Consider the following 16,590-nt stretch of genomic DNA (forward strand, 5'->3'; position numbering starts at 1 on the left):
TTACCGTTCGTAATTATTGAACCCGTTCTGGAGCAATTCAGAACGGGTTTTTTTATGGCTGATTAACTCAGTGATGCAAAGCTGATTATTGAAAACACAAAACAACTTGAACGGTTTCTGTGCGAATTACAAAAACTGCTCCGGTAGGAGCAGCATATTTGTAAAAAGATAGTTTGTGCTTCATAAGACCCGCACCAGAGGTGCGGTATGTTTCTTTATGTGGAGATAGTAATTTGATATCCGTCTATTCCAGATTTTAAATATAAATGGTAGCATACTGCTCTTTGGGACAAACAGTAGGTGAGAAAAGATTCTTTCTTTTTAAAAATATCCCGCCTCTACCAAAGCGGGAAAAAGGTTATAAGGGTTTGAAATTAAACATTCTAATCGCACAAAAAGATCATTCACACTCACAATCAACGCAACCTTTTGCAGCACATTTTCCGCAGGTTTGTTCAAGTTGATCGTGCAGTTGCTGGCGAGCCCGATGTCTGCGAACTTTTAAATTATTACGTGTGATACCCAATTCTTTGGCTACTTCGTGTGGATCTCCCTCACCAAGTTCCATTTGCTTAATGAGTTGAGAATATTCAGGCTTTAATTTCGGCAGGATTTCCCGGTAGCATTTGCAAACCATTTTTTCATCCTCTGACGATTCATAAAAAGATGAGGCGTCCCGGACAAACTTCTCATAATGTTTTGACTGAGTTTTTGTTCTCCTGTAATGATCAATAATCTTATTACGGACAATCTGATAGAACCAGGATAAGATTTTTTTTTCATCTTCGAGATCCGGCAATGCATTCAACGCTTTTAAAATACTGTCCTGTAAAATATCTTCAGCCAACTCCCTGTCGGATACTTTGGACAAGATAAAATTCAGAAGTCGCTCCCGATGGGGAAGCAATTCTTCAGCTAGTAATTCTTTCTTTTTATACTCGTTCATCATTAAATAAATCTTACTAAAAGAAACTGATTAATTACGAAATTGTTATAAAGAAAAACAGTTGAAATGGTGAATGATAATCATCCTAAAAAAACTGTAACCGATCCAATTTTTTGCGTCTGTATGGGTGAATGATGAAACAGAATTCATCTGAATTTTTTAAAAATATTGTATTTAAGGTAGAGATATGAAAAACTCAATTGAAACAGACGAACATACAAAACAAATACCTGCATCTGAAGCAGATCCAAAGACGGCTCCAAAAGGCACTGACTCTATTCTGTTCGATGTAGAAGGAATGCATTGCGCCTCCTGTGTGAATAATGTTGAAAAAGCGATCAAAAAAGTACAGGGTGTGGAAGATGTTACCGTAAATCTGGCTACGGAAAAAGCAACGGTTTCTTATCGGACAGGAGAAACAGATACCACTAAAATTGTAGATGCCGTTGAACAGGCGGGATATCAAACCAGGGTTGAAACCTTACAATTTAGTGTGAAAGGAATGCACTGCGCTTCCTGTGTTGGAAATGTGGAAGGAGCCATTCTTCGAACTCCCGGAGTAAAAGATGTTTCGGTAAATCTTGCGACTGAAAAAGCGACGGTCCGAGTGATACCGGGAACGATAAATCCCTCGAAGCTTGTAGAAATCGTTCAGGATGCGGGATACCAGGCCGAACTTATCAATGAGGTGGACAGAGCCAGCCAGACGGATCGGCAAAAAAAAGAACGTGAGCAGGAACTGAACAGCATCAAACAATCGCTGATGATTGCCGCTACGTTCAGCATCCCAATCTTTCTGATTGAAATGGCATCGCATTTTATAACGCCGTTTCATAGCTGGCTGAGTGCTTCGGTGGGTATGCAAAATCTTTATTACCTGTTTTTTGTACTGGCATCAGTTGTTCAGTTCGGACCCGGTTTGAGATTCTACAAACAAGGCTGGCCATCGTTAAGAAGAGGCACGCCGGATATGAACTCGCTTGTAATGTTGGGAACTACAGCCGCGTATGGATATTCGGTTGTTGCTACATTTTTTCCACAGGTGTTGCCCAGCGGAACCGTGAATGTCTATTTCGAAGCTTCGGCGGTCATTGTCACTCTTATTTTATCAGGTAGATATATGGAAGCCATCGCGAAAGGGCGAACAAGCGAATCCATAAAGCGGTTGCTGAGCCTCCAGGCAAAGAATGCGAGAATCATCAGAAATGGAAAGGAAATGGAAGTTCCCGTAGAACAGGTTCAAATCGGGGATACCATTCTTGTCCGGCCCGGCGAGAAGATTCCGGTTGATGGAGAAGTGGTGGACGGAGATTCTTATGTGGATGAATCCATGATTTCCGGAGAACCCATCCCGGTTCACAAAACCAAAGGCGATGAGATGGTCGGAGGCACGATCAACAAAAACGGAAGCATTCGTTTTAAAGCGACAAAAATTGGCGCTGATACCGTTTTGGCCCAGATCATAAAAATGGTGGAAGAAGCCCAGGGCTCAAAACTGCCAATCCAGTCTCTGGTGAATAAAGTGACGAGCTATTTTGTGCCCGCTGTAATTACGTTGGCATTGTTAACATTCGGAATTTGGTTCATCTGGGGACCAGATCCCGCGCTCACATTTGCACTTGTAAATGCTGTAGCTGTTTTGATTATTGCCTGTCCGTGCGCGATGGGTTTGGCCACGCCGACTTCCATTATGGTTGGAACGGGGAAAGCGGCCGAAATGGGCGTATTGTTCCGTCAGGGTGATGCATTGCAAGCTCTCCGAAATACCGATGTGATTGTGTTGGATAAAACCGGAACGCTTACAAAAGGCGAACCTGAATTGACTGATTTTGAAGTCGTTGAAGGTTATGAATCAAATAAGATTTTGCAGCTTGTTGCATCTGCAGAAAATCGCTCAGAACATCCCATTGCCGAGGCGATTGTAAAAGCCGCCAGGGATAAAAAAGTTGAACTGGCGGAGGCGGATGATTTTAATGCAAAACCGGGTTTTGGAATTGAAACAACAGTTAATGGAACCAGGGTTTTTGTTGGAGCTGACCGTTTTATGACTCAGTTAAAGCTTGATATCAGCCACTTTGACGAAGTGCGGGATCATCTGACCAAAGAAGGAAAAACTCCCATTTATGTCGCGATGGATGACAAATTAGTAGCAGTAATGGCAGTGGCCGATCCCATCAAAGAATCCACCCCAGCCGCGATTAAAGAACTGCATCAGCTTGATTTGAAAGTAGCGATGATTACGGGTGATAATGAACAAACTGCCCGGGCAATCGCCAATGAGCTTGGAATTGATGAAGTTGTGGCCGAAGTATTGCCTGAGGATAAGGCCAATGCCGTTAAGCAACTTCAGTCCAACGGAAGAAAAGTGACATTTGTAGGCGACGGAATCAATGATGCTCCGGCCCTCGCTCAGGCGGATGTGGGAATTGCAATCGGAACGGGAACCGATGTGGCTATAGAAAGTGCCGAAGTGGTATTGATGTCCGGCGATCTCAGAAACGTTCCCAATGCGATTGCGCTTTCTAATTCTACGATACGCAATATCAAAGAAAACCTGTTTTGGGCGTTTGTTTATAATATAATATTGATTCCGCTGGCAGCCGGCGCTCTTTACCCGGCGTTCGGAATTCTGTTATCCCCGATCTTTGCGGCCGGAGCGATGGCAGTATCAAGCGTATTCGTACTTGGAAATGCATTGAGGTTAAAGCGGTTTCGTCCGCCGATGAAGGTTGTGAATGGTTAGATTAAGTTCTATTGGGTAAAGACTTTCTTTCGAGATCAATCTTTACAGAAGCAAGCGGTGAGTTTTTGAAAAAATTCCACAAGCGAGGTTTTAGGACGTTCCAATTTTTGATAAGCTTCTACAGATAGAATAATCAACTCTATCTGTATAAAAATTATTCTTCTTCTGGTTTTTTATTCAAGTTTACAGTCCTTTTTAATTCTAGTTCTTTTAACTCTAATTCGATTTCTAGAATTCTGTCTTGTTTCTTTTGATGTAAAAAGAACCATCCAAAATATCCTATAGCCGTCCAAACTATTCCAGCAATCAGAAATAGGATGGAGTATTTGTGATATTTTGATGTGCGTTCAATAGAATATGAAATAAGATTATTTTTTAATGCAATATCATTCATTTTTGAGTTGATACTGTGTGAGAGTTGAAAGATTGAATCAGTTTTAGATCTGAGATTTTGTAGTTCATTAGCGGTAATTTGATCTCGTTCAAGTAGTTTTTTTGAAAGAGAATCAATTTCGTCAATTTGAAATTCCCACATTCGATTATCAAACATTAGTTGAGAAGTTTGTCCCTCTAATTTGATTAAATTCTCATTATCTATTTCTATTCTTTGAATGAGATAATAAAAGGTTGAAAAAATTATTAATAATCCTGCCAAATATTGAAATTTATAAAAATTATCAGTGGGGATATTATTAAGCACTGGTTCTCTTTTTTAATTTACTATGTCTTCGCAATAAGTATTCTTACAATAAAATTTAAATAGTTAATCAGAAGTTTTATTGACTCGGTTGAAGCCACTTCACAGACACCAACGTAACCGGCCCCGCCATCCCCGATGGTTTTGGTGACCACCCCGAAGCATCAAAAATCCCCTGTTCATTCCTGTTTTCTTCCATTCGCGAGGGAAAATTAACATTATAGAATTTCTTCCATGGCAAATTTTCTCGCTCCATCCATGCAATACGATTGGCCATCAGATTACTGATTTCAATGATCAGCTCATTTTCATCATTCAGCCAATCGGGAGAGAGATAGAGGTTGTATTCAGGCCCGAAAAGTGTCCCTCGTCTTTCTCCATTGATGTAAACGGTGGCACTTTCATACACGTCACCCACGTCCAAAAGCCAGCCATCTTGATTTTCAGAAGGCCGGTTAAAGGTGATGCTGTAATGCGCTGTCCCGGAGAAATGACCGAAATGTTCACCATCGAGTTCTGTCCATAAAACAGGTTGATCCAAGGATTGTTCTGATGGAAGTTCAGGTCCACCTTCGATGAAACTTAGTGTCCAACTCCCAGAAATAGGTTGAGGTTCCCTGGCGGATTCCACATAAGGATAGGTTGGAGAGTTGTTTCCGGAGTCCAATGTTTGGACAATTACAGACTCACCTTTGTCGAGTTGAAGATAAATCTCCGAACCATTGTCTGTCTCATTCCGAAGAGCTGCATATCCGGTTTTTTCATGAAGCGGATCAAAAATGTAAGCTGAATTTGTATTCTTAGATAAAGGTATCCATCCGTCTATTTTTTGATCGCTCCAATTGGTGATAAAATAAATATGCCCGGTATCATTGCTTCGCCGGACAAACTGCAACTCCTCATCTACCATGGGCTCACGCGGTATATCTGCGTATTGCAAAAGATCTTTCAAACCATCACCACATATCAAGCGCCCTTCGCCAATCGCAGCTTCATCAATATTATTTTGGTTCGTGGAATTGAACTCAAGTCGTTTAATAAGATCGGTGTATTCTTTCTGTCGGGAGTCCAACTCATATATTCCCGGCACACTCTTGGGGAGTTCGCCGTATGCAATGATTGTTGCTCCATTATCAGCCAACTCTATCAATTTGTTGAATGTTTCAAGCGGAATAAACTGACTTTCAGGAATTACGATTGTTTGATACTCTATATCACCTGATTCAATTTTGCCATTCGAAAGTGAGATATCTTGCAACTGTGCATCAGAAATAAAATCGAACGTGTAGCCTTTCTCAATTAATTCCTCAGCCCCGGTTTTCAGAAAAGAACCATTCAAGCTTTCGCCCATTCCCCCGTCGAAATGACGTAATAATCCGGGACCAGGTTCAGCCCACTGATCATGGATTGGGTAGTAGAAAAGAATATCGTTATCGGGTTTGCCGGATTGCAGGAATGATTGTACCCGCGCAACATAGCTATTAAAATCTGCAAATTGATTCCAGAACGGATTGCGTTCATTGAAATGAACCGCCGCATAAAAAAGCCAGCCCGGCCATTCATCTTCTTCCGGAGAGTAAGCCGTACCATGATAGAAAATGTGGTTGATGCCACTGATGAAGAACCGGTCCACTGCACGCTTTACATCAGAAAGCGAGGATGAAAAATGTTCACCTAACCAGGTTGCAGCCTCGGCCGAAATCAACTTTTTGCCAGATACATTTCCTGCAGAGGAAGCCATCTTCGCCCGGATAATATCCGTTCCTTCTGTTTCGGGAATGTCGGAGGCAGCGTACAGATCCAGGATGTTTGCGGGAGATCCGTGAGCCTGGTTTCGGATGAGTGCATTATTCTCTTCAGCCCAGGAATTCCAGGGTTGTGTGAATTCTTCCAGCAGGAGGTCGGAAATAGTTTCGCGATAATCGGTTAGGACTCGAATTCCCGTCGCTGTATCACGTTGCTCCAGAAGAGCGTGCAGATGCGTTCGAAGGTCATAACCTCGTTTCTCTTCAAATTCATCAAAGAAGTTAAGAGTCCAGTTAGCTTCACCTTCGGCATCATCCACTTCATAAGAATCATTGAAGAAGGATCGAAGTGACTCGATATTTCGATCAGCAAAAGCGGAATCAAAAGCAGTGATGTAGCGGCCAAATGCTTCTTCAGAAAAGTGATCGATCACTAAACCTTCTCCGCCTGGCCCTGCCCGTTCAACCATTTTGCCGTGCCAGCCTTCAAACAGAGCGTAAAGTGTCCAGTTTCCCGGCGGGACTTCCCATTCCAGATGTCCGTTTTCATCAACTTGGCCGGTAAGATTGAGAACATCACCTGAATCGGAGTAGGCCATTAGAGTTTGCAGGGCCAGGGGTTTCTCAAATCGTATTTGTTCAATTGCCAGTTCCTGAAGATTTTCATTATCCCGGAGTGGCTCGTGGATATCGGAGATCTCAACCGGATCGGTTAAAGGATTTTGCCGGGGCTGATTCATCGTACCCTGTGGTTCTTCACCTTCCGCTTTTAAGAATCCGTACAGCTCATAAATCGTACTTCCGATGGTTCTCAAATAGGTTTCCTGGGTGAAGGAAATAGTTTGGCTGAATGGCTGCCCGCCACTCACCTGATAGGTTTTGTAATACATCCGTTTGGAAGCTTCATTTTCACCAATCCAGGGTCCACCAAACGGCCAGCCGGTACCGGTTGCCATGTCGATTCCCAAATTTAGCCGGTCCCCTTCAGACAATGTATGTTCCAGAACATCCATCCACTCCGGGGATAAAAAATCGATGAATTGATCCTCATATCCTCCAACTCCATAGATTGGTGTGATTTCAACGCCACCCAGGTTGGCTTCGCTGAGTAACTCCATTTGGCGGGTCAGGTCAGTCGCGTTCACCGCACTTCCCATCCACCACCAACGGGTCCACGGTTTATTCTCTTGTGTGATTTCCGGCCATTCAGGTTCGTTTTGGAAGCATCCGGAAACAAACAATCCCACAATAAGAACCAAACAAAGATTACTCCAAAAATAAATTTTCCAATGTTTGGTTATCGTTCGAAAGTTGTTCGCAATGATCGGTTTCATGTGGGAATATATATGATGAGAGGCAGGTTTTAAAAAAATTACCTTTTAAGGCATCTCTTGACCTTCTGATTACATCAGATCTAATCTTTGATTTGAGAGAAGGAAAATGAAACCAAAGTAACTCTCTTCAGGTTATAGTTTTTTACAAGTAATTTGCCAGAATTTTTGAGAAGCTTTGTGTTCAATATTTTTTGCCGGTTCATTGATTTCTTTCGCTTCTATCAAGTCGTACTTTCCGAATTCGTTGTTCACGGATTCAGCATTATAATAGAATAACCGGACTCCATGAGGTGTTTCAAATCTGTCTTTACTTAATTCGGTTCCCTCGCCAAAAGTGGCTGTGTTTTTGGAGATGGCTACAAATACCATCAGTCCACCGGGATTGAGTTGGTTGTAGCAATCCTGAAGCAGTTTTGCCCGCTCTTTTTTATCTAACAAATGGATTAAAGCATAACAAAAAATGCCATCATACTTTTTTTTATCGAACGGCATATCACTCACCGACCCATGATATATTTTCACAGTATCATCAAAGTGTTTTTTGGCTAAATTAATGGCCGTTTCTGAAATTTCGATTCCGGTCACTTTAAGGCCATCATCCGTAAAGACTTTTGCATTTCTGCCGTATCCAAATCCCGGAATCAGTATTTCTTTTAATCCATGTTTTTGAAATAAATCCACCGTCTCTATGGCTGAATCAGCAGGCGTAAATCCCCACATTTCCTGTTTCTCCTGAAAGCTTGATTCCCAGAATTCAGTCATATGAATTGTCTTGTAATTTTTTGAACGTGATCTTTTCCGGTATGATTTTAATTGATTTTTTCTGCTTCATCAACCGTTGTTCCGTTTTCTATAATCATCATTTTGATTACAGTACCATTCCTGTCTTCTGTGAATTTGAATTGGATATTTCTTTCCATAATAAAAAAAGTATCGTCAGATTCCGGGTAAAGGAGTGCCTGAAATCCACCCGATTGCAAAAATAATCGTCCGCTTTTTTGCGTGACGGTTGATACCCCAGTCTGAGACGACTGATAACTGCCTGTAAATCGCGATAATGTTTCTTCTGAAAGAGGTATCTCTGTTTTTTCCTGAGTAAAGGGGATTGGGCCATGATCGTAACTAAAAACCCGTGACATTTTCCACGTGTTGTTATGAAACCGCCAAAGGTGAAAGAATTTTCCTTTTCCTTCCGGGCGTTCGTTTGTTCCTGATTCTTTCACGAAAAAGTTATGATCACCAGATATGACAGCACCATAATTATCTATTGGGAATACTGAGATACTTTCTTCAACAGCCTCTCTTCTCAACCTCCACTCGTCATTGCTGCAAATTCCATCCTGTATACTTTTAATGAAACTATCCAATGACATTGAGACCCCATTTTTGTCATGATAGAACTCGAGATCGTCAGTGAAGAACGTACGCAATTGATCAATGTCGCAGCTATTGTAGGCTTCCCAGAATAGCCTGTCATGGGTCAAAATAATTTCTTTTAGATTTTGCGAATCAACAGGTGCAGAATTTGATTGGGCTTTTAAAACTGTTGGAATCAATATGAATAAACACAGCGTGATAAAAATGGATAATGGTTTCATATTTTTTTGGTGAGGGCACTATCAGGATACCGCCAATTCTTTTTATGTTATTGTTGAAGTAGCTGAGATATCAGGATTTTTGGAAATGATAACAGCCATATAAAAAGGACGAAAAAACTACTCTTGAGTTGCAACAGTTCTATGTGATGAGATCTGTTATTTTGCCAGAAGAAGGGATGTCTCGTTAGCCGTTGCCCGCAGCATGTTTACGATTTACGGGTAGAGAAATTTTATCGTAAGATAACTCGTCACATTGAGCACAGTCCTGTGTTTTCATGATGAAGTCGAAATGAGATCTCGACTCCAATCATCACTGTCGTTCCTCATTGCGCTCGACCTGACGTATCTTTCTACCCATTTATCTTACTCAGATTTAATCAACCCCAAATGAGTATGCTGAAAGCCATTCATATACTTCAGTCCATACCCTAAAATTCTATCCAGGCTGGAGTGTCCAAATAAAATAATTCCTGCCAGCTCAAGCCAAACATTTCCTACATACCATCCCAAACATAAAATAAGCAGAGCCGCAGCTTTGTGGTGAAACAGGTTGTAGGTAAACGCACCGATTTTATTTCCGGTAAGGTATCCGAGCATTCCAATATCGGGTGCGAGAAGCAACAGGAGATACCACCACCATGCGAAGTCAGTCATGTTAAAGAGGACAATTGAAAAGCCGAACATTGCGGCTTCTTCGATTTTGATCAGGTTTTTCATGGAATATAAATGTTAGTTCAAAAACAGATTCATATCGTCAGATTGAGCACAGTGTAGCAGAGCCAAGAACTCGTTTTACGCTTTAGCGGCTTCTTAACTTCACTTTCGTTGTGTTCGAAGTGACGTGACTTGATATCGAAGAAACTGTCACATTGAGCGCAGTCCTGGGTTTTCAGAACGAAGTCGAAATGTTGTTTCGACTTCTATCGTCACTGCCGTTCTTCATTGCGCGACCTGGCGTAACTTTCTTCCAATTTAATCTTTTACATCATTCCTCATATTTTCAACAACCTCCATACTTACCCAATAAATATCAGAAAAACGCGCATTGACTCCGGAAGAATCCCGCCTTGAAAAGAAAAGATACTTTTCATCCGGCGAAATATAAGGTCCGCTTTCCCAGTGTACGGTATTAATTTCACTGCCAAGATTGTACGCATCCGTCCAGGTATCATCTTCATTTTTGAAGGCCACATAGAGATCCGTTTTACCCAATCCTCCTTTACGTGCGGAACCAAAAACGAGATAATCTTCATTGGGTGAAATAACGGGATCACCGGCATCATCATGGTTAAATAGCCCATCGACTTCAATCTTTGAGAAATGCTCTCCATCAATGGAGGGAGATTTGAAAATTCTGCCATTCATTTCTAAAGATGGATCTTCGGGATTGTCAATAATCGTTTGCGCAAAATAGAGCGTGTTGTTTTTTGAGACCGATATAAACCAATCCCGGCTGTCTGTGCTGATGGAATCCATTTTAACTGGCTCAGACCAGTCTCCGTCACTGGCTCGTGTGGAGCGGAAATAGTCCGGCGGATAATCGGCAACAAAGTATAAATTCTTGTTATCCGGGGAAATCATGGGTTCACCAATAAACCAAAAATTTTCATATTCAAAATTGTGGACAAACCGGGGTGTATCCACAACAGCCTCATTATTTCCGCTGCTTTTGATCCGTAAAATTCGCTCATATCTCCACATTTCGGAGTCCGTTTGGGTAATGAGATGCTCCCTTCCATCGGGACTCATCGTTATATTTTGCTGCAACCTTCCTTCAACATTTATGATACCCTGAGCATATTTTTGAGGAGTTAGACCGGGGTAATTACGATCAAGATAATGCACTTTATCAACACAGGAAATGCACATGAGTGTCAGGAGAATAATCAGAACATAGCTAATATTTTTCATGCGATAAGTTTTAAGGGGTTTTATAAGAGACTTACAGTCCGGCTGAGCGAATAGCAATGGAAGGAAGCCCAGGTCTCTTGTTATTTCCTGACGAGTACCCGACTAAATTCCACAGTGCTCCATGCACCTGCCTGTATTAAATAAAACATCAGAAGACAGGTTCGAAGTGAAGGATTGTATCATCCTTCATTCTGCCATTAAATTGGAACGTTTCTCAGTGTTCTTTGCAGTTTCACCTTTTTTAGTGACAAGAACGCTACGAAAATGGTCTTAATCATCAATTGCCTGGAATACCAACTGCCGGAATTTCCAGCCGGTTTTTGCAGGCAATGTAAAAATCACAAATTAATTAATTTTCAGCATTCCATATTTTAATATACACCACAAAGCCCGGAAACCGTCTTTGGTATTAATTTTTTTCCCTTCATCATACGTTCTGCCATAGTACGATATACCTACTTCGTAGATTTTAATTTTGGGGATCCGTGCAACCTTTGCAGTAACCTCTGGCTCAAAACCAAATCTCTTTTCTTTAAGATGAATCCCTTTGATAATATCACTTCTGAATAATTTGTATCCTGTTTCCATATCGGTAAGATTTAGATCAGAAAACATATTCGACAGAAATGTGAGGAATTTATTGCCAATGCTATGCCAGAAGAAAAGAGTTCGGTGTGGATTTCTTCCCATGAATCTAGAGCCATAGACAACATCTGCATTATCATAAAAAACGGGTTTAAGCATATCGTTGTACTCATTTGGGTCGTATTCCAGGTCGGCATCTTGAATTATTAAATAGTCACCGGATGCCTGTTTAATTCCCCTGTGCAGTGCAGTCCCTTTGCCCATGTTTTTATCCTGGTTCAATAATTTTATCTCCAGTTGGGGATTCTCCCGAATGATTTTTTTTACGACATCTTCCGTTCTGTCTTCAGAGCAATCATTAATAATGATAATTTCTTTTTCAAGTTCATGGATGAGCTGAACCTCAATAAGAGTATGTAGTAATTTCGCAATTGTATTTTCCTCATTGTAAGCAGGAATTACGATACTTAATTTTGATATATACATATTTTAAAATTAACGGAACACATTAAGCGAGTTGATGAACGGCCATTATTTGAAGTTGCCATGGATAGAAGAATTATCATTGCAGGAATTCTTTTTGCTTTAGCCGCCGATACCAAACTGTCATCTTAAAGAGAAGCGCAATTAAGCTCCACACCAGCGCTGATACAACAGGACCTTTTTTCCTGTAGAGCATGCGAGACATTGTTGTACGGATCTTTAATTGCTTTAATACCGGATGCTTCAAAATTCTTTTTTTATAAGTGAAAAAGCTGAAATCATCCTTCTTAAATGCCTCGTTAATCTCAGCCGCCGCAGCTTCACCATAAGCTATAGCAAAGGAGATACCTTCACCAAGAAGGGGGTCAACACCAGCTGCATCGCCGGCTAAAAGAATGCGCGGTCTGGAAAATGATGCATGGCGGTTAAAACATTGAATGGGATATCCCTTTAATTCGAAATCATCCAGATTTCGTCCGCGGCTGTTTAATACTTTTCTGAATGTCTTTTTAAGAGATACAGGTTTCTGATTCTGCCATGTACGGCTGTCAAAAATTCCCCTGTTCATAAATGGTTTGTCTTTAATCATACTTGGGAAATCCCAATAATAGCCCTGTATGCCGGAGTCGATATGGCTGAAGTCGAACAGCGCTGTCCGATCACGAAATTCAGGCTGTTCGTCGGCATTTTCCGGTGTCAGAATTTCAAGTAATCGGGCCCTTTTTTTGTGAGTTTCCCATTGTAAGCTTTGTCGCACAAAACTGCGTGAGCCATCCGCTGCCACAACTGTTTTTGCATGAAAGGTTGTCTGTTCAGTCATAATCTCCACATAATCAGAGTGGGCATAGATTTTTTTCACAGCCTCATTCTGCCGGACAGTCACCCCCTTTTTCTCTGCCTGAAGGACCAGCCAGTGATCAAATTCATCGCGCCGCACAATTCTGAACGCGGGGTCATCACGGAGGGAAAAAGAGCGATTATGATAGATCATTCGTATTTCGCGTATCGAAACATGAGGAGGATCAAAAGGTAGCCCTAAACTCGCAAGAAGATCGGCCCCCAAACTTGTGATGCCGCCACCACAAAGCTTTTCCCTGGGATGGGTTTCCTTTTCTAAAACCACAATTTTCTCAGCCCATTCTGGATTTATTTTAACCAGATGTAATGCAGTGGAAATACCTGCCGGACCGGAACCAACAATTAAGATGTCAACCTGTTTCGCTTGATCTTTTTTAAGGTCCACTCTACTCCATATTAATTCCCGGAGACAAGGGGCTCCGCCGATTGTATGTTGTCCGTGAAAATTGTTTTGCCTCTCCTTGCCTGGTACAGCAAAATGATATAAATGATATCAATTACGGCAATTAAACCGCCCAAAGCGCCCACCAAAAATATATTTCGGTTGAAGTAAAATTGAATGGTAACCACCAGTGTGCCAATCCATTTGCAAACGGCGATAATCAAACTTTGTCCCTCTGCCCCCCGCCGTTGGTAAAACATGTTAATAAACAGGATAGACATCATCAGGTTTTGGATGAATGCTGCATACAGAGGGCCCAGAACAATCCCGAATTGTACAATAAACGCCCATTGAATAGGGAAACTGATTCCAAAGATGAATACGGACCAGAGATAGAATATTTTTTTACTCAGATTGTGTGCGAAATATTTATAACCGTATTTAAAGAACGTATAAACAATAAAAGCGTCCAGAATGGCACCGATAATATTATACTTGACCTGCATTGAGAATCCGAATGCGGCATGGCCCAAAACGGAGTCAACTACCTCCCAGGCAAAATTCAGTGCCAGTGCAAAGAGAGGCATTGCATAGGTTTTTTGAGTAAAACCAATACGAATTGCCTCCAGGTAGGTAATGATCCAAAAGATTGCAGAAAGCGTTAATAGAAAAGTTGCCATAATCGGTATTAGTAAAGGGTTATTACACTGAGGCTTATAATCGCAACAATTACACCGTATAGAAGTCGGTACTGTGTGCGAAAGCGTTTAATTGTATGATAGTCTAACCCCTTCCGGGCCACCGCTATGGCCATGAAAAGATAGGCCGGATAAAAGAAGACCAGGTATTTGAGAAATGAAGGGATCAAATTTATATAACCCAACCAAAAAAGGTAAATAAATGACAGGGTAAAAATAATATTTGCTGTTATAAACATTTGATTAGGGCCAAATTGAACAGCGTGGGTACGAATACCATTTTTTTGATCTCCTTTAAAATCTTGCACCTCTTGTACCAGGTGGCCCGCTACAAAAATAAAACTAAAGTAAAACGCTATTAGCAATCCTTTTTCATCAATTTCAGAAAACAGTACATACCCAAGTAGAAAAGCGATTGAGCTGCCAATGAAATGCAATACGGAAGAGAGAATGGGTATCCGTTTTCCCTGTAAGGCTTGAACCGGGAATGAATAGACCAGGCTTAGCACTATTCCAATACTTGAGAGAACAAGTAATTGGTAAGAAAGCATTGCGAAGATGAGCACACTAACAATGCCCAGGATTATTGATATGCTTAGCATCTCTAAGTGGGCGATTCTTTTTGACAGAAAATTCGACTCCTTTTTACAAGGGTCCCGATAATCCACCATCTTATCTACCCAGTCGTTAAATGCAAAGATGTGGGCCATTAAAAAGAAAGACGCGATTGTACAAGACAGAATTCTCGGAAACATTTCTACAGTCAAACTCTCAACCGAAAATAGAATGCCGGTCAGGGCCGGGACCTGGGCTACGATAGCATCCTGATAACGGATACAGGATAACCAGGACTCTGTCTTATCCCTCACATCACTAAGTGTACTTGTATTAAAAATAGATTTATCGATCATTTTTTGGCAAACTGTTTAATCAATTTTGTTTTCCTTTTTTTCGACTATGTTAACTACGGGGGATTCATCTTGAAGCCGTTTGTACTGGTTTAACTTCATTAATATATCACGGGTCGCGTTAATTCTTTGTTCAAATCGGCCGGGCAAAACCTTCAGGTATTCTGGCTCACGGTCTATTCCTTTCAAGCTGCCTGTGAAATACCCCGACAGGATTTCATTGAGATGATTCCGATCTGTTATTTTGGGTGAGGTTAAAATGACCAATTCGTTGGTATAATAGGGATGGACAATGACTTCTGTCGAAAAATATTTGGACCAAATTTGTAGAGCTTCGGGATGATTAAAAGTGACAATAATCAACCGCCCCGACCGGGTGAAATTACCATAGGGTTTTGATTGCGTACTAACCAGGTTAGTGATTTTAATGTATTGAGATTTTAGGGGTCTGTTGAGGATAAATCTCAGATGATCCGGGTCTTCCGATAATACATCATTCGGTTGAATAATCTCATTTAGCCGTTGAAGGGCAATTGATGAACCGTGCGGTTCTGTAATAATAGGTTCTAATGTGTTTGCAGGGGAATAAATCCAATTGCCAAAAATGAGTGCCGTGGTAAGGAAAACAGCTGTGAGTGTAGAGTATTGAGGAACAAGCTTGCGGCTGATAAACAAAAGGGCGGAAGCAATCAGGATAAAATGTGCTGGAAGTACCAGGATTAGAAATCGTGCAATAGCAAGGTCAGGCTGATTCGTTCCGGTCAGGAAAAAAAATATAAAGGGAACAGTTGCCCATAAAATCAGAAATCGCCCGGTTTCTTTATAACGCTTAATGGCAATCAGGCAACCCATAAGGAGTAAACCGAGCATTACAACGGCTGTATATGGATGCAATATTTTAAACACTCCAAAATAGACCCCAATATTCCATTGGTTCATATCGCTTGTTAGGGCTGCCAGCATAGGAGGGATTTGAACGAGTATCTGACTGTAGAAAAGTAAACCCAAGAGAAGGGAAAGGATAAAACTCCAGCAAAAGTTCAGAAAGAGTTTCCAGTCACGTTTAGATGGAATGAGTAAGGTTTCGATTACTGCAGAACAGAATTGAACCAGGATTATATAGGAAGAAATACTTGAGAAAGTTAGAGCCAGACCATTCGCAATACCAAGCCAAATAAAATACCTGCTTTGTCTTTTTTTGAACGCCTGGTAATACAAATATATAACCAGTATAATTACAAGAAGCAGGATAGAATAAACTCTCGCGTAACGCGAAAATTCAATAAGAAAAGGGTTGAAGGCAGCAAATAATATAGCCAGTATGGCAACCCTCTGATTCAGCCACTTTTTTGTCAATTGGTAGAGAGCCGGAAGAATTAAAATTCCCGCTAACAGTGAAGGTGCTTTGACGATAAGGGGCGAATTACCTAAAAAAAATGTCCATACCTTCATAAAGAGCAGGTACATGTGCATACTCAGGCCTGTTTCCAGGTGAGTCATCAGGTAACTTACCGAAGAGTTTGAAAATCGAAGAGTCCACACTTCATCACTGTAGAAAGAGAGGTGCGGAAGGGTAAATAATCGCAATAGAATTCCGCAGAAGATCACTAAAAAAAAGCCCGTAGAAAAATTTGTCCTAATCCTTGCTAATGGATGTATGGTATTAAGGAGAGGACCCCTGAAATCATTTTCCAATTTTCAA

Annotated in this window: 13 protein-coding genes; 1 reads left to right on the forward strand and 12 read right to left on the reverse strand. The window is 41.1% G+C overall.

Annotated features, from left to right (window positions below; translation table 11 throughout):
* Positions 1 to 400: 400 nt before the first annotated feature.
* Positions 401 to 949, reverse strand: coding sequence for an RNA polymerase sigma factor (locus L0B18_RS05815; RefSeq protein WP_234569780.1), 549 nt, complete (start codon positions 947 to 949; stop codon positions 401 to 403).
* 184 nt (positions 950 to 1,133) lie between these two features.
* Between L0B18_RS05815 and L0B18_RS05820 the strand changes: the two genes are divergently transcribed.
* A complete protein-coding gene (locus L0B18_RS05820) occupies positions 1,134 to 3,689 on the forward strand; it encodes a heavy metal translocating P-type ATPase (protein ID WP_234569783.1) in 2,556 nt (851 codons plus the stop codon).
* Between the two features lie 154 nt (positions 3,690 to 3,843).
* On the opposite strand, the gene L0B18_RS05825 is transcribed toward L0B18_RS05820, so the two are convergent.
* The 11 genes from L0B18_RS05825 to L0B18_RS05875 form a co-directional block, all read right to left on the reverse strand.
* A complete protein-coding gene (locus L0B18_RS05825) occupies positions 3,844 to 4,389 on the reverse strand; it encodes a hypothetical protein (RefSeq protein WP_234569814.1) in 546 nt (181 codons plus the stop codon).
* 76 nt (positions 4,390 to 4,465) lie between these two features.
* Positions 4,466 to 7,465, reverse strand: a complete 3,000-nt coding sequence (locus tag L0B18_RS05830; RefSeq protein ID WP_234569818.1) for a glycosyl hydrolase — start codon at positions 7,463 to 7,465, stop codon at positions 4,466 to 4,468.
* A 132-nt stretch (positions 7,466 to 7,597) separates the two neighbouring features.
* Entirely contained in the window at positions 7,598 to 8,227 is a 630-nt protein-coding gene (locus L0B18_RS05835; RefSeq protein ID WP_234569821.1) for a class I SAM-dependent methyltransferase, read from the reverse strand.
* Positions 8,228 to 8,274: 47 nt separating this feature from the next.
* Complete coding sequence (locus L0B18_RS05840; protein ID WP_234569823.1) at positions 8,275 to 9,063, reverse strand: nuclear transport factor 2 family protein; 789 nt, start codon at positions 9,061 to 9,063, stop codon at positions 8,275 to 8,277.
* 363 nt (positions 9,064 to 9,426) lie between these two features.
* The gene (locus L0B18_RS05845) at positions 9,427 to 9,780 is read right to left on the reverse strand and encodes a DUF4260 domain-containing protein (RefSeq protein WP_234569825.1); all 354 of its coding nucleotides are present in this window, start codon (positions 9,778 to 9,780) and stop codon (positions 9,427 to 9,429) included.
* A gap of 255 nt (positions 9,781 to 10,035) precedes the next feature.
* A complete protein-coding gene (locus L0B18_RS05850) occupies positions 10,036 to 10,974 on the reverse strand; it encodes a hypothetical protein (protein ID WP_234569845.1) in 939 nt (312 codons plus the stop codon).
* Between the two features lie 345 nt (positions 10,975 to 11,319).
* The gene (locus L0B18_RS05855; protein WP_234569849.1) at positions 11,320 to 12,045 is read right to left on the reverse strand and encodes a glycosyltransferase family 2 protein; all 726 of its coding nucleotides are present in this window, start codon (positions 12,043 to 12,045) and stop codon (positions 11,320 to 11,322) included.
* Positions 12,046 to 12,121: 76 nt separating this feature from the next.
* Complete coding sequence (locus tag L0B18_RS05860) at positions 12,122 to 13,285, reverse strand: geranylgeranyl reductase family protein (protein WP_234569851.1); 1,164 nt, start codon at positions 13,283 to 13,285, stop codon at positions 12,122 to 12,124.
* An 11-nt stretch (positions 13,286 to 13,296) separates the two neighbouring features.
* Complete coding sequence (locus L0B18_RS05865; RefSeq protein ID WP_234569867.1) at positions 13,297 to 13,962, reverse strand: transmembrane-type terpene cyclase; 666 nt, start codon at positions 13,960 to 13,962, stop codon at positions 13,297 to 13,299.
* Positions 13,963 to 13,970: 8 nt separating this feature from the next.
* Positions 13,971 to 14,891 (reverse strand): UbiA family prenyltransferase, encoded by a 921-nt coding sequence (locus tag L0B18_RS05870; RefSeq protein ID WP_234569868.1) that lies wholly within the window; start codon positions 14,889 to 14,891, stop codon positions 13,971 to 13,973.
* A gap of 15 nt (positions 14,892 to 14,906) precedes the next feature.
* Positions 14,907 to 16,475 carry a glycosyltransferase family 39 protein gene (locus L0B18_RS05875; protein WP_234569870.1) on the reverse strand — a complete coding sequence of 523 codons (1,569 nt, stop codon included), beginning with the start codon at positions 16,473 to 16,475 and terminating at the stop codon, positions 14,907 to 14,909.
* Positions 16,476 to 16,590: the final 115 nt, after the last annotated feature.

The organism is Rhodohalobacter sp. 614A (assembly GCF_021462415.1).
GTDB lineage: Bacteria > Bacteroidota > Rhodothermia > Balneolales > Balneolaceae > Rhodohalobacter.